Origin of the sequence: Frigoribacterium sp. R86507 (assembly GCF_044597695.1) — a bacterium.
Lineage (GTDB): Bacteria > Actinomycetota > Actinomycetes > Actinomycetales > Microbacteriaceae > Frigoribacterium.
On sequence record NZ_CP139002.1, the window covers coordinates 673,492 to 687,535 of the forward strand.

A 14,044-nucleotide genomic window follows, 5' to 3' on the forward strand; every position below is an offset into this window, starting at 1 on the left:
GCTCGATAGCGTTGCAGAGCAGCGACGGGCCCCCGACGGGTCGGTCGCAGCGCACCATCCGCGGTCCCGCCCCTACCTGTCCGGGCGACCCGCGCCTCCTCGGCGAACCCTGTCGACGTGCCCTGATCAGAGGGCCGTTCGTCGCGCCCGGAGTCACCGTCACCGGACCACAGAGGTCCCCTTCGCACTGGGAGTCGCGATGAACCGCACCGAACGCAACGCCATGGTGGTGGAGAACCTGCCGTTGGTCGGTTACCTCGTCTCGGAGGTGTGCGCCCGCGCCACCCACCTGTCCCGCGACGACCTCGCCTCGGTCGGTGCCGTCGCCCTCGTGCAGGCCGCCGACGCCTTCGACCCCACCCTCGGCATCCCGTTCGGCGCCTACGCCCGCACCCGCATCGTCGGCGCGTTCGCCGACGACATGCGCTCGGGCGACTGGGCCAGCCGCGGCACGCGCAAGCGCATCAAGGAGACCCTCGCCGTGCAGGAGGCGCTCACCGCGACCCTGGGACGCGCCCCGAGCGTGGACGAGATCGCCGGTGCCCTCGGTGTCGACCGCCAGACGGCCGCCGGTGCGTTGACCGACGCGGCCCGCACCGTCTCGGCACTCGACGACACCGTCGCCGACCACCTCGCCGCCGACCTGCCGCTGCCCGAGGAGAACCTGCTCGTGTCGGAGCGCAGCCGCTATGTCGCCGCCGCGGTCGAGGCCCTGCCCGAGCGCATGCGCCTGATCGTCGAGGGCGTCTACTTCGGCGACCGCACCGTCACCGAGATCGCCGACGAGCTCGGCATCACCCACTCGGCGGTGTCGCAGCAGCGCACCGAGGCCGTCCGCCTGCTGCGCGACGCCCTCGAGTCGCACTACGCCGACGACCCCGACGCCGAGTTCACGCCGGTCTCGAAGACCGCGCCGGCCCGCCGCAGCGCGTACCTGTCGCGCGTCGCCACCAATGCCGCCGTCGGCATCGCCCGCGCCATGCGCGAGCCCGACGCGGTCGTCGTCAGCACGGCGGTCTGAGATCGCCCGAAAAAACTTCTGCGGCTGACTTACAGCCGCGGTCGACCGGCCGACAGTAGCCGGTGTCAGCCCACGGATGGGCCGACGAACACCACCCAGTCACGGAGGAGAACACCATGGGTATGCAGATCAACACCAACCTCGCGGCCAACAACACGTACCGCAACCTGAACGCCACGCAGAACGACCTGTCGAAGAGCCTCGAGAAGCTCTCGTCCGGCCTCCGCATCAACCGTGCCGCTGACGACGCGGCCGGCCTCGCGATCTCCGAGGGCCTGCGTTCGCAGGTCGGCGGACTGACCGTCGCCGCACGCAACGCCCAGGACGGCATCTCGGTCGTCCAGACCGCTGAAGGTGGCCTCACCGAGGTGCACTCGATCCTCCAGCGTGTCCGCGACCTGGCGGTCCAGTCGGGCAACGACTCGAACAACGCTGACGCTCGCAAGGCCATCCAGACCGAGGTCGCGTCGCTCGGCAAGGAACTGGACCGCATCTCGGGGTCCACGAACTTCAACGGGATCAACCTGCTCGACAGCGACAAGTCGCTGACGTTCCAGGTCGGTGCCGGTTCGACCGCTGCGAACGACCAGATCGACGTCAAGCTGACCGACATCGCTGCGGTCGCCACCGTCGTCAAGGGCATCGCGGCCCAGGCTGCCGACCCGACGGGTGCCGCCACGGCCGCAGGCCTCGGCTCGGCCGGCGACGCCCTCAAGGCGATCGACGCCATCGACACCCAGATCAAGAACGTGTCCACGGCTCGTTCCGAGCTGGGTGCCGTCCAGAACCGCTTCGAGCACTCCATCGCGTCGACCAACGTCGCGAAGGAGAACCTCACGGCGGCTCAGTCGCGCATCCGCGACGTGGACATGGCCGAAGAGATGGTCAAGTACACCCGCTCGAACGTGCTCAGCCAGGCCGGCACCGCGATGCTGGCCCAGGCGAACCAGAGCACCCAGGGCGTGCTGTCGCTCCTCCGCTAGTCGTAGCCGAGGAGGGTCCCGTGCTCCCAGCTCGGGCCTGACCCACCACCTCAAAGCGGTTCGAGACCGGGTGGCCTCGACGGTGCAGCTGATCCTGCACCGTCGGGCCACCCGGTCTCAGCACTTCCCCCCCACTTCGATCTGCCCCACGGTCCGACCCCGGACACCCCACCTCGACAGGAGCACCAGATGGCCTCGCTCGGCATCGACGGACTCGTCAGCGGGCTCGACACGACCACTCTCATCAACACGTTGATGCAGTCCGAGGCCGTGCCCCAGACCATCCTGAAGAACAAGGCCACCGCCGGGCAGACGCTCGTCACGGCCCTGCAGGGGCTCAACACCCGGATCGCCGACCTGGCGACCCTCGCGACCTCGACCGCCAAGGCCGGCTCGCTCTCGCTCTTCACCCCCACCAGCAGCTCGACGGCCGTCACGGCCACCACCGCGGCCGGGGCCGTCTCCGGCTCGATCGATCTCGTGGTCGGCTCGACCGCCTCGTCGAAGACCGCCGTGACCGCGGCGATGACCGCCTGGCCGGACTCGCCTGCAACGCTCACCTTCGTCTCGGCCGCCGGCACGAAGACCGAGGTGACCGCCGCCTCCTCGTCGCTCGACGACGTCGTGACGGCGATCAACGCCTCCGCCGCTGGCGTCTCGGCCGTCAAGGTCGCCTCGGGCAAGGACGCCTCGGGTGCCGTCCAGTACCGCCTCCAGCTGTCGAGCCAGAAGAGCGGCACCGAGGGCGGTTTCGACGTCTTCCGCGGCACCGCCGCCGACGTGGCCGCCGGCACCGCACCCGACCTGATCGCCCAGCCCGGCGCCGCCGTCATCTCGCAGGCTCGTGACGCCTCGATCACGCTGTGGGCGGGGACGGCGGCCGAGCAGGTCGTCAGCAGCAGCAGCAACACGTTCACCGATGTGATCCCCGGCGTCTCGGTGACCGTCTCGGCCACGACGACCGAGCCGGTGCACCTCGCGATCGCCCGCGACGCGACGGCCGCCACGAAGGTCGCGACCGACCTGATCGCCGGTGTCAACGGGGCATTGAGTCTCATCAGCGCCAGGAGCGCCGCGACGACGTCGACCAGCTCCACGGGGACGACGACGGTCACCGCCGGCGTCTTCGGCAGCAACTCGACGACCCGCGGCATCACGCAGCGACTGACCGACGCCGTGCTCAGCCCGGTCGACGGGCAGTCGCCGAGCACCATCGGCATCTCGATCGACGCGAAGACCGGCCAGTTCGCCGTCGACGCCACGAAGTTCGCCGCCGCGCTCGCCGCCGACCCCGCGAAGGTGCAGGCCACGATGAGTGCCATCGCCGCGCGGGTCGCTTCGACGTCGACCGCCGTGTCGGACAAGTTCGACGGTTCCTTGACGAAGGTCATCACCGGGCAGCAGTCGGTCGTGAAGGACCTCAACAACCGCGTCAGCGACTGGGACGACCGTCTCTCCGCTCGCCGCGCGAGCCTGCAGAAGACCTACTCGGCCCTCGAGACCTCGCTCAGCGCCCTGACCGCGCAGCAGAAGTACATCACCAGCCAGCTCGCCACCCTCTCGACGAGCAGCAGCTGATGGACGCCACCTCGTTCGCCGCCTTCGCCGCGGCCTCGGCCGGCCCCTCGGCCGTCGTGCAGAAGCAGCGCGCCCGGTACACGAGCGACGCCGTGCTGTCGGCGACGCCCGTGCAGCTCGTCACGATGCTCTACGACCGCCTCATGCTCGACCTGTCCCGCGCCGAGGCCGCGCAGGTCGCCGCCAACTGGGGTGCCGCCTCCGAGCAGTTGCTGCACGCCCAGGCGATCATCGCCGAGCTGTCGTCGTCGCTCAAGATCGACGTCTGGGACGGCGGCGAGGGCCTCCTCGCCCTGTACACCTACACGTCGACCGCCCTGGTCAACGCCAATGTGCACCGAGACGTCGCGCAGACCCGCGAGGTCACCGGGCTGCTCGAGCCGCTGCGCCAGGCGTGGCACGAGGCCGCGGCCTCGCTGCAGGCCGGTGCCGCCTCGACCGTCCCGGGCCTGTCCGGAGGCTTCGGTGTCGCCTAGGACCGAACGCACGCACGCCGCCTGGCGCGCGGCCCTGGACGAGCTGGAGGCGCTGGTCGCCGAGGCGGACGCCTCGCTTCCCGCAGGTGACGCCGACACGGCGACGGTGCCGACCCCTCCCCGACGCTGGACGCCCCCCACGGGGCTGGGCCCGTTGCCGCAGGACCTGGCGACCCGCGCCTCCTCGTTGGCCGAGCGCCAGCGCGGCGTCATCGGCCGCCTCGAGGCCGCCCGGGCCGCCGTGCTGCAGCACCTCGGCGCCGTCCGCACGGTCGAGGCGTCGCACGAGCCGTCGCGCCCGGTCTACCTCGACGCCACCGGCTGAGGCAGAGCAAGGCCCGGCCCGGCCCAGCCCGGCCCGGCCCGGCCCGGCCCGGCCGCAGCCTCAGCCGAAGGGGATGACCCCGACGACGACGGCGACCACGAGCATGACGACCGAGACGACGGCCGCCCGCCAGAGGACCTTCTTGTGGTGGTCGCCGAGGTTGACGTTCGCGAGGCTGACCAGCAGCAGGATCGCCGGCACGAGCGGGCTCTGCAGGTGCACGGGCTGGCCGATGACCGACGCGCGCGCCATCTCGACCGGCTCAATGCCGAACGCCGCGGCGCTCTGGGCGAGCACGGGCAGGATGCCGAAGTAGAAGGCGTCGTTGCTCATGAAGAAGGTGAGCGGCAGGCTGAGCAGCCCCGTGATGACGGCCAGGTACGGGCCCATCTCGTTCGGGATCACCTGGACGAGCCACTGCGCCATCGCGTCGACCATGCCCGTGCCGTTGAGCACGCCGATCAGCACGCCGGCGGCGAAGACCATCGAGACGACGCCGACGATGCTCGGCGCGTGGGCGACGATCTCGGCCGACTGCTGCTTCACCTTCGGGAAGTTGATCAGCAGCGCGACCGCGACGCCGACCATGAACACGTAGGCCAGGGGGAAGAGGTCGAGCACGAGCAGGACCATCACGACGACGGTCAGCGCGAAGTTGAACCAGATCAGCTTGGGGCGCAGGGTCTCGCGGGTGGGGTCGAGCATGGTGTCGGCCAGGGTGCCGCTCATCGGGGTGCCGTTCTCGCTGTCGGTGCCGGCCGGGCCACCGGGGTTGTCGATCGCGCGCTCGCCGGGGGCGTCCGCCCGGCTGCCGTCGGCGCGACCGCCGCGCAGGCCGAGCGCGACCGTGGGGCTGGTGAACATCGAGACGCCGACACCGGCCTTGCCCGGTCCGCCGCCTCGGGCGGCCGTGGCGAGCTCGCGCGACAGCGGTGACATCTTCTCGGCCGCGGCGGCCAGCACCGAGCCGCCGAGCTCGACCGTGCCGAGGCGGCGGCGCTCGCGCAGGCCCATCAGCCAGGCGAAGACGAACACGATGACGAGGCCCGTGATGAGCGACGGCACGAGCGGCACGAAGATGTCGGACGGTGCGACGTTGAGGGCGGCGGCGGCGCGCACGGTCGGCCCGCCCCAGGGGACGATGTTGAGCGTGCCGTTGGCGAGGCCTGCGACGCAGGTCAGCACGACCGGGCTCATGCCGAGCTTGAGGTAGATCGGCAGCATGGCGGCGGTCGTCACGATGAACGTGGTCGACCCGTCGCCGTCGAGCGAGACGGCCCCGGCCAGCAGTGCCGTGCCGAGCACGATCTTCGCCGGGTCGTTGCCGGTCACGCGGAGGATGAACCGCACGAGCGGGTCGAACAGCCCGACGTCGATCATCAGCCCGAAGTACATGATCGCGAACATCAGCAGCGCCGCGGTCGGGGCCAGGTCGCCGATCGCCTCGATCACCATGTCGCCGATGCCGAGGCCGGCGCCCGCGAACAGGCCGAAGATGGTCGGCACCATGATCAGGGCGAGCATCGGCGAGAGCCGCTTGGTCATGATCAGCACCATGAAGGTGGCGATCATCAGATAACCGAGGATGACGAGCATCAGGACTCCTTCGTCCGGTTCGTGTGTCCGGGCACGCTAGCCGCGGCCGGGCAGCCCCGTCGCGCTTGTGCGCATTGGCCGACTATCGCGCGTTGGCACCGTTCTGCGCGTTCTGCTCAGGACGCACGGCCCGCCCCGCCCCGCCCGACCCCGACCCGCCCCGGCTCGGCACCGCGTTTCGTGCACCGCACCGTATCTAGACGAGGTGCGGTGCACGAAACGCGGTGCGGCGCGTGCGCGAGGGCAGGGCGGGGCCGCGAGGAGGCGCGGGGCGCGTCGGCCATGCCCGGTACCCTGGCGGCGTGACCGACGACAGCTCACCACGGGGACGCCGCACGCCGGCGAGCCGTCGGGCGGGTGCGCGACGCGAGCCGGGGCAGGGGGCGACGCCGCGCCTCCGGAAGCGACGTTTCGCCACCGAGGTGCTGCTGTTGCAGCTCGCCGTCGTCACCGCCATCGTGCTGCTGACCAGCGCCGTCTTCGCGACCATCGCCGTCCAGCGCCTGGCCCGCGAGGCCGAGTCGACGGCGCTCGCCGTGGCGCAGAGCGTCGCGAGCGACGCCGACGTCCGCGAGCAGGTCGCGCTGCTGAGCGTCGACGGCACCGAGATCGACCAGGAGGCGCTGGCCGGGGGAGCCCTGCAGCGCACCGCGGTCGCGGCCCAGCAGCGCACCGGGGCGCTCTTCGTCGTCGTGACCGACGATCGCGGGGTGCGGCTGGCGCACCCGGACCCCTCCCGCATCGGCGAGCGGGTCAGCACCAGCCCCGACGCGGCCCTGCGGGGCGAGGAGGTCGTCGCGTGGGAGCGGGGCACGCTCGGCGACTCGGCCCGGGCGAAGGTGCCGGTGTACGCGCCCGGGGCCTCGGCCGGCGGCGCGGCGGACGTCGTGGGCGAGGTCAGCGTCGGCTACGCGCCGACCCGGGTCTACGACACGCTCGTGCAGGACGCCCTGCCGGTCGTCGGGGTGGCCGTGCTGGCCCTCGCGCTCGGCGTCGTCGCGTCGGTCCTGATCCGTCGGCGGCTCGACCGGGCGACCCTCGGTCTGCAGCCCGAAGAGCTGTCGACCCTCGTGCAGAACCAGCAGGCCGTGCTCGGCGGCGTCGGCGAGGGCGTGCTCGCGGTGTCGCGCGACGGCGTGGTGACGGTGTGCAACGACCAGGCCGCTCGACTGCTGGGACTCGACGCGGGCGCCGTGGTGGGGCAGCCGCTCGACGGGCTCGACCTGCCCGAGGGGCTCGTCGCGCTGCTCGGCTCGAGCGGTCGGCACGGCGACGTCGAGGTGACCCCGGCAGGAACGCCGGCCGGCACCACGACCGACACCACGCTCGTGGTCGACCACCACGTGCTGCTGGTCGACGTGCGCCCGGTGTCGCGCGACGGGGTCGACCTCGGCCGGGTCGCGGTGGTGCGCGACCGCACGGCCGTCGAGGCCCTGACCCGTCGACTCGACGCCGTCGGTGCGATGACGACGGCCCTCCGTGCGCAGCGGCACGAGTTCGCCAACCGGTTGCACGCCCTGTCGGGGATGCTCGAGCTCGGTCGGGCCGAGCAGGCCCGCGCCTACCTCGCCGACGTGCTCGACCACGGGCCGCTGCGCTACCCGGTCGCCCACGCCGACCGGCTGACCGAGCCGTACCTGCAGGCGTTCCTCGGGGCGAAGGGCGTCGAGGCCGCCGAGCGCGGGGTGCTGCTGAAGCTCGGGCCCGAGACGTTCGTCACGGGGTCGGTCGTCGAGCCCGGCGACGTGACGACCGTGCTCGGCAACCTGGTCGACAACGCGGTCCGGGCCGCCGTGGCCGGTCGCGTCACCCCGGCCTGGATCGAGGTCGAGGTGCTGGACGACGGCACCGACCTGCACCTGTCGGTGATGGACTCGGGCGACGGCGTGGCCGACGCGGGGCTGCTGTTCGACCGCGTGCCGCACGACCCCGACGCCGGGCCCGGCGATGTCGACCCCACGCGCGTGCACGGTCTGGGCTTCGGGCTGCCGTTGTCGCGCGACATCGCCCGACGGAGGGGCGGCGACGTCTGGCTCGGCTCGCCGGGCGGCGACGAGCACGGTGCGGTCTTCTGCGCGAGGCTCGTGGGCGCGGTCTCGAGCGAGGCGGTGGGGACGGGCGGGTCCGAACCGGCCCGCGCCTCCTCGGCCACCGCTGCATCACACGACCGGCACGACCCGCGCACCGGCGGCGACCCCCGCGATTCCGAGAGGACCACCCCGTGACGACCGAACTCACCGTGCTCGTGGTCGACGACGACTTCTACGTCGCCGACCTGCACCGCCGACAGGTCGAGCAGCTGCCCGGCCTGCGGGCGCTGCCCCCGGTCGGGACGGTCGCCGAGGTGCGTCGCGTCCTGGCCGAACGGCCCGTCGACCTGCTGTTGCTCGACGTGCACCTGCCCGACGGCAGCGGACTCGACCTGCTGCGCGAGGTCGACGTCGACGCGTTCGTGCTCAGCGCCGCGTCGGACGCGGCGACCGTGCGGCGGGCCCTGCGGCGCGGGGCGCTGGGCTACCTGATCAAGCCCTTCGCGTCGGGCACGCTCGTCGACCGGCTGCGCGCCTACCAGCGGTACCGCAACGTGCTCGACGAGCGGACGGCCGTCGACCAGGAGGCGCTCGAACGGGCCCTGCGCATCCTCCATTCCGGCGACGCGGCGAAGGCGGCCTCGCCGTCGCGGTCGGCGACCGAGCAGGCGGTGCTCGAGCAGTTCGGCGCGGAGGCCGGTGCCGGTGCCGTCGGCGGGGCCGACGTCGGGCCGGTCGAGCTCTCGGCGGCGGACGTCGCCGCCCGGGTCGGGGTCTCTCGCGCGACGGCCCAGCGCTACCTCGCGGCGCTCGCCGCCGACGGCCTCGTCACGATGAAGCTCAGCTACGGCACCACCGGCCGCCCCGAGCACCGCTACTCGCGCCCCTGACGCGACCCGCGCCCATGACGCGACCCGCGCCTCCTGCCCGTCGCCCCGCCGCCGCACCGCACCGCCGACCGAACGTCGCACCGCCCACTTCGGCGGTGCGACGTCCAGTCGGCGGTGCGACTGCGCCTCCTCGTCGAACGCTCAGCCGAGGAGGCGCGGCTCGGCTCAGTCGGAGGGATCGGTCTCGACCGTCGGTCCGACGACGCCGAGGAGGACGTAGTTCTGCCCGGGTGACGCACCGTCGTCGCCGGCCTGGACGGTCAGCTCGAAGCCGTCGTAGCGGCCGTCGTCCGAGGTCAACGTGACCCAGCGGCCTCCTGCGTTCGACGTCTCACGGTCGAGACCCACCGTCCAGCCGTCCGAGACGTGGGCGTCGATCACCGACTCGGCGATCTCGAGCTGGGGTGCGTCCGGCACGAGGTTCACGTACCGCAGCACCCGCCACTCCTGGATGCTGCCGTCGGCGTCGTCCGCCGAGCCGCCGATCGCCGCCGCGCTGTCCTCCTGGGTCTCGACGCTCGTCACGAGCGTCGGGTCGATCTGGGCTTGGAGGCCGTCGATCAGTTCCGTGGCGACCGCGCCGGTCTCCTCGAGGGTCAATCCGTCGTCCGCATCGTGAGGGCCCGTCGTTCCCGTGCTGCACGCCGTGAGGAGGGCGAGGCCCAGCACCACGAGGCAGAGCACTCGGCGGTCACCCACGGAGGCCCACGAACCACCAGAGCGACACGATCTCGGCGGGCTGCTGCTGGAGGCCGATCCACAAGCCGACCGGCCACAGGAGGAGGGGCAGCACGACCCCGACCGCGATCGCCGCGACCACGAGGGCGAGGAACACCAGCCCGACCATGGCACCGACCGACCGGCGGCCCAGAGTATCCTCCGCAGCCGCCTCGTCGTCGTCCACGACGATCTTCTCGTCCGGGTCTGGGGCGTGCTCGTCCCCGAGGCCCAGCAGCCGTCGGCCGTCCTCGTCCATGCGCGCGCCTCCGTCCCCCGGTCCTGGGCGCGACGCTAGCAGCAGCGGGCGTGCGCCCCCACTACGGGGCAGCTGCCCGCGCACCGCTTACGCCGCCCCGCGCCCCGCCGATAGAGCGCCGTGAGCACGGATCGCTCGCACACCCCGGCCACGGATCGGCCCCCGCACTCCACCGACCCCACCGGGACAGGCATGCCACTCGAATCCGTGACGCAAGCGGCGCTGCAGAGCGCCCTCGACGGTCTCTCGCTGCGCCAGAAGACGATCGCCGCGAACATCGCGAACGTCAACACCCCCAACTACACCGCCAAGCGGGTGCAGTTCGAGGAGGCGCTGGGCAGGTCGGTCGCGTCCGGCAGCGGAGCGGTCCAAGCGTCCACGTCACGCAGCCTCGAGCCCACGCGCCTCGACGGCAACAACGTCAACCTCGACACCGAGACCCTGTCGAACGTCGACACCGTGCTGCGGTACCAGTTCGCCACGCAGGCCATGAACTCCGAGCTGACGGCCGTGCGCGCCGCGTTCCGGACGAACTGATGACCGCCTTCGACGCGATCGGCATCGCGAGCACCGGCCTGACCGTGCACCGCAAGTGGCTCGACGCCGTCTCCGACAACATCGCCAACGTCAACACCGTGAAGTCGATGGACGACACCGCCTTCCAGGCCCGCTACGTCGAGGTGCAGGAGGGGGCCGGCACCTCGGGCGTCTTCGTCAAGGCCGACCGCTACGGCAGCGAAGCCGGCCGCGTCACGTACCTCCCCGACCACCCGCTCGCGGACGCCGAGGGATACGTGCGCATGCCCGACATCGACCTCGGCGCCCAGATGGGCGACCTGATCATGGCGCAGCGTGGCTACCAGGCCAACGCCGCCGTGGTCGACCGTGCCAAGACGGCCTACGAGGCCGCACTCCAGATCGGACGTGGCTGATGCCCATCGCAGGAATCCAGGCCCTCGGGGCCGTGCAACAGAGCGGCTACGCCGACGTGAGCGCGCTCATGAAGGCCGGCGGAGCGTCCGACGTGACGGGCGCGACCGGCGCGACCGGCGCCTCCTCGGTCTCGGGCGCGACCTTCGGCGCGACCATGACCGGTGCCGTCGAGGGCCTGCAGCAGCTGCAGTCCGAGTCGAAGACCCTCGCGGTCAAGGCCGTCACGGGCGACCTGACCGACATCCACGACGCGACCATCGCCGCGACGCGTGCCCAGGTCACGCTCGAGCTGGTCAGCGCCGTCCGCAACAAGGGCGTCGACGCCTTCAACGAGATCATGAGGATGCAGGCCTGATGCCCACCGCCGTCAAGGGCCAGCTCGCCAAGCTCGGTGCCGCCCTCCAGAGCTTCACGGTCGCGCAGCGCACGATCGCCGTCATCCTGCTCGCCGCCCTGGTGCTCGGCATCGTCGCGCTCGTCAGCTGGCTGGGCAAGCCCACCTACACGCCGCTGTTCAGCGGAATCGACCCGACCGACGCGAGCGCCATCGTCGAACTGCTGCAGACCGACGGCGTGCCGTACCAGCTGACCGCCGGCGGCGGCACGATCCTCGTGCCCGAGAACGTCGTCTACGACGAGCGCCTCAAGGCCGCGGCCGCCGGACTGCCCGCCGCGAGCTCGGGTGGCGGCTACTCGCTGCTCGACACGATGGGCGTCACCTCGTCCGAGTTCCAGCAGAATGTCACCTACAAGCGCGCGATCGAGGGCGAGCTCGCCAACACGATCAAGGCGATGGACGGCGTCAAGAACGCCAGCGTGCAGCTCGCGATCCCCGAGGAGTCCGTGTTCGTCGCCGAGCAGCGCGACCCGACCGCCTCGGTGTTCGTCGAGACCCAGGCCGGCGCGACGCTGGACTCCAAGCAGGTGCAGGCCATCGTCAACCTGACCAGCGCCTCCGTCGACGGCATGAAGGCGACCGACGTCGCCGTCACCGACGCCTCGGGCACGGTGCTGTCGGCCGTCGGCAGCGGAGCGGTCGGAGGCGCGGGCGGCGACGCGAGCGATTACGAGTCCAAGGTCCAGGCGTCGGTGCAGGCGATGCTCGACAAGATGGTGGGCCCCGGCAACTCGTCCGTCGTGGTGGCCGCCGACCTCGACCAGAGCTCGGGCACCAAGGTGACCGAGTCGTTCTCGCAGCCGACCTCGGGGCCGATCGCCCTCAACGAGTCGGGCACCACCGAGCAGTACGGCTCGGGGGCGGACGGGGCGAACGGCACCGGCGCGACCGGCGTGCTCGGCCCTGACAACATCGCGGTGCCGAACGGCACCGCCGCCGACGGCACGACCACCGCGGGCACCGGTGCCGACGGCGGATACACCAACGAGTCGACCACCAAGAACAACGCCGTCGACAAGGTGACCGAGAGCCTGAACGTGCCGGCCGGCGAGGTCAGCCGGCAGACGGTCTCGGTCGCGCTGAACTCGGCCGCGGCCAACGGGGTCAACATGCAGAGCGTGCGCGACCTCGTCGGCGCCGCCGCCGGCATCGACGCCGCGCGCGGCGACACCGTCCAGGTCGCCCAGGTCGACTTCGACACCTCGGCCGCGGACGCCGCCGCCGAGGCGCTCAAGGCCGCCGACGCGGCGAGCGCGAGCGAGGCGATGTGGGGCACCATCCGCACGGTCGGCATCGTCGCGGCCATCGCGATCGCCGCCATCGTCGGCCTGATCGTCTTCGCCCGCCGCAGCCGCCGCCAGGACCGCGAGGACGTCGACCTCGGCGAGCTCGCCCCGCAGAACGGTGCCCAGACCTGGGACGCCACGATGCCGCTGTCGCTCGACGACGCCGTCGCCACCTCGCGGCTCACGCTGCCCGGCATGGGCGAGGCGAAGACCGAGCTGCTCGACGTCGACGCCCCGACGCCGTCGCCCGAGTTCGTCTCGGCCGAGCGCCGCCGCGCCGAGATCGACGCGATGGCCGAGCGCGACCCGGGCAAGACCGCCGAGCTGCTGCGCGGCCTGATGGACGACCGGCAGCCCGCATGAGCCTCGTCCCCACCACCTTCGGCGCCCCGGCGGCCCCCGGGGTCGGCAAGCCGTTGACCGGACCGCAGAAGGTCGCGGTCATCCTGATGCAGATGGACCAGGCCCGTGCGGCCGCGGTCATGAAGGAGTTCAGCGAGGTCGAGGCCGAGGAGATCGCGGCCGAGATCGTGCGCCTGCGTCGCGTGGACCCGTCGATCGCCGAGGCCACCGTGGCCGAGTTCCACGACCTCAGCGTCAGCGGTCGCTACCAGCGCCGCGGCGGGCACGACGTCGCCGTCGGTCTGCTCGAGGCGTCGTTCGGTTCGGAGCGCGCCGCCGGCGTGATGGAGCGCATGGCGTCCAACATGGCCGGCAAGTCGTTCGAGTTCCTCGACGAGGCCGAGGCCGGTCAGGTGGTGACGCTGCTCGACGGCGAGCTGCCGCAGACCATCGCCCTGGTGCTCGCCCACCTGCGACCACAGCAGGCCTCCGCCGTGATGTCGGGCCTCGACGTCGAACTGCGTGCCGACGTCGCCCAGGCCATCGCGACGATGGGCACGGCCACCCCCGAGTCCGTCGGCATCGTCGCGGCCACCCTCAAGGTGCGGGCCGGCGCCGTCGTCGCCCCGCGCGAGCAGGTCGAGGTCGTCGGGGGCATCCAGCCGCTGATCGAGATCCTCAACCGCAGCGACGTGGCGACCGAGAAGGCGCTGCTCGAGGGCCTCGACGAACGCGACCCCGAGCTGGCCGAGGAGGTGCGCTCGCGCATGCTCACCTTCGAGGACATCGTCAAGCTCGAGTCGCGCGACATCCAGCAGGTGCTGCGCGGCATCGACGCGGCGATCCTCGCCACCGCGATGAAGGGCGCACCGTCGGCCGTCACCGAGGTCATCCGCGGCAACGTCTCCGAGCGCAACCGCGAGCTGCTGGACGACGAGCTGCAGTCGATGGGTCCGGTCCGCAAGTCGCAGATCGAGGAGGCGCGGGCGTCGGTCGTGCGCGCCATCCGCGAACTCGAGGCGATGGGCGCGATCACCATGCACCGCTCCGACGACGACGCCCTCGTCGAGTAGTCCGGCCCCCACCGACCACCCCACCCGCCCCTCCTCTCGCGCCCGCCGGCCCTTTCCCTCTTCCCTGTGCAAATCGCGACAACGGCAGGGTGACACGCCGGCTGCTGATGAAGGTGAGCGGCGAGTCGGGCCGACGTG

The 14,044-nt window shown here is 72.1% G+C and carries 15 protein-coding genes; 12 read left to right on the forward strand and 3 right to left on the reverse strand.

The genetic code is table 11. The features are described 5' to 3' along the window. Window positions 1–199: 199 nt before the first annotated feature. The 5 genes from SJY14_RS03340 (at window position 200) to SJY14_RS03360 (ending at window position 4,383) form a co-directional block, all read left to right on the forward strand. The gene (locus tag SJY14_RS03340; RefSeq protein ID WP_396599793.1) at window positions 200–1,021 is read left to right on the forward strand and encodes a sigma-70 family RNA polymerase sigma factor; all 822 of its coding nucleotides are present in this window, start codon (window positions 200–202) and stop codon (window positions 1,019–1,021) included. A gap of 116 nt (window positions 1,022–1,137) precedes the next feature. After that, the gene (locus tag SJY14_RS03345; RefSeq protein ID WP_043594809.1) at window positions 1,138–2,004 is read left to right on the forward strand and encodes a flagellin; all 867 of its coding nucleotides are present in this window, start codon (window positions 1,138–1,140) and stop codon (window positions 2,002–2,004) included. A 189-nt stretch (window positions 2,005–2,193) separates the two neighbouring features. Beyond that, complete coding sequence (gene fliD, locus SJY14_RS03350) at window positions 2,194–3,582, forward strand: flagellar filament capping protein FliD (RefSeq protein WP_396599794.1); 1,389 nt, start codon at window positions 2,194–2,196, stop codon at window positions 3,580–3,582. Beyond that, entirely contained in the window at window positions 3,582–4,058 is a 477-nt protein-coding gene (gene fliS, locus SJY14_RS03355; protein ID WP_396599795.1) for a flagellar export chaperone FliS, read from the forward strand. Before fliD ends, fliS begins: the two co-directional genes overlap by 1 nt. Beyond that, window positions 4,048–4,383: a hypothetical protein gene (locus tag SJY14_RS03360; RefSeq protein WP_396599796.1), complete on the forward strand. Its 336-nt coding sequence runs from the start codon at window positions 4,048–4,050 to the stop codon at window positions 4,381–4,383. Before fliS ends, SJY14_RS03360 begins: the two co-directional genes overlap by 11 nt. Window positions 4,384–4,443: 60 nt before the next feature. Here SJY14_RS03360 and SJY14_RS03365 read toward each other — a convergent pair whose 3' ends face one another. Beyond that, window positions 4,444–5,979, reverse strand: a complete 1,536-nt coding sequence (locus SJY14_RS03365; protein WP_396599797.1) for a CitMHS family transporter — start codon at window positions 5,977–5,979, stop codon at window positions 4,444–4,446. A gap of 302 nt (window positions 5,980–6,281) precedes the next feature. On the opposite strand from SJY14_RS03365, the gene SJY14_RS03370 reads away from it, so the two are divergent. Next, the gene (locus SJY14_RS03370; protein ID WP_396599798.1) at window positions 6,282–8,204 is read left to right on the forward strand and encodes an ATP-binding protein; all 1,923 of its coding nucleotides are present in this window, start codon (window positions 6,282–6,284) and stop codon (window positions 8,202–8,204) included. After that, window positions 8,201–8,899 carry a response regulator gene (locus SJY14_RS03375; RefSeq protein ID WP_071256174.1) on the forward strand — a complete coding sequence of 233 codons (699 nt, stop codon included), beginning with the start codon at window positions 8,201–8,203 and terminating at the stop codon, window positions 8,897–8,899. The genes SJY14_RS03370 and SJY14_RS03375 overlap by 4 nt, the downstream gene beginning before the upstream one ends. A 165-nt stretch (window positions 8,900–9,064) precedes the next feature. On the opposite strand, the gene SJY14_RS03380 is transcribed toward SJY14_RS03375, so the two are convergent. Both SJY14_RS03380 and SJY14_RS03385 read right to left on the reverse strand, forming a co-directional pair. Beyond that, window positions 9,065–9,598 (reverse strand): hypothetical protein, encoded by a 534-nt coding sequence (locus tag SJY14_RS03380; protein ID WP_396599799.1) that lies wholly within the window; start codon window positions 9,596–9,598, stop codon window positions 9,065–9,067. Then, a complete protein-coding gene (locus tag SJY14_RS03385; protein ID WP_396599800.1) occupies window positions 9,591–9,875 on the reverse strand; it encodes a hypothetical protein in 285 nt (94 codons plus the stop codon). The genes SJY14_RS03380 and SJY14_RS03385 overlap by 8 nt, the downstream gene beginning before the upstream one ends. A gap of 192 nt (window positions 9,876–10,067) precedes the next feature. On the opposite strand from SJY14_RS03385, the gene SJY14_RS03390 reads away from it, so the two are divergent. From SJY14_RS03390 to fliG, 5 genes are read left to right on the forward strand one after another with little or no spacing between them, the layout of a single operon-like run. Next, on the forward strand, window positions 10,068–10,412 hold the full coding sequence (locus tag SJY14_RS03390) for a flagellar basal body protein (protein ID WP_043596821.1): 345 nt from the start codon (window positions 10,068–10,070) through the stop codon (window positions 10,410–10,412). Next, window positions 10,412–10,807, forward strand: coding sequence for a flagellar basal body rod protein FlgC (locus SJY14_RS03395; protein WP_043596823.1), 396 nt, complete (start codon window positions 10,412–10,414; stop codon window positions 10,805–10,807). The genes SJY14_RS03390 and SJY14_RS03395 overlap by 1 nt, the downstream gene beginning before the upstream one ends. Further along, window positions 10,807–11,163, forward strand: a complete 357-nt coding sequence (gene fliE, locus SJY14_RS03400) for a flagellar hook-basal body complex protein FliE (RefSeq protein ID WP_071256177.1) — start codon at window positions 10,807–10,809, stop codon at window positions 11,161–11,163. The genes SJY14_RS03395 and fliE overlap by 1 nt, the downstream gene beginning before the upstream one ends. After that, the gene (gene fliF / locus SJY14_RS03405) at window positions 11,163–12,854 is read left to right on the forward strand and encodes a flagellar basal-body MS-ring/collar protein FliF (RefSeq protein WP_396599801.1); all 1,692 of its coding nucleotides are present in this window, start codon (window positions 11,163–11,165) and stop codon (window positions 12,852–12,854) included. Before fliE ends, fliF begins: the two co-directional genes overlap by 1 nt. Continuing rightward, on the forward strand, window positions 12,851–13,906 hold the full coding sequence (gene fliG, locus SJY14_RS03410) for a flagellar motor switch protein FliG (RefSeq protein WP_396599802.1): 1,056 nt from the start codon (window positions 12,851–12,853) through the stop codon (window positions 13,904–13,906). Before fliF ends, fliG begins: the two co-directional genes overlap by 4 nt. Window positions 13,907–14,044 lie beyond the last annotated feature (138 nt).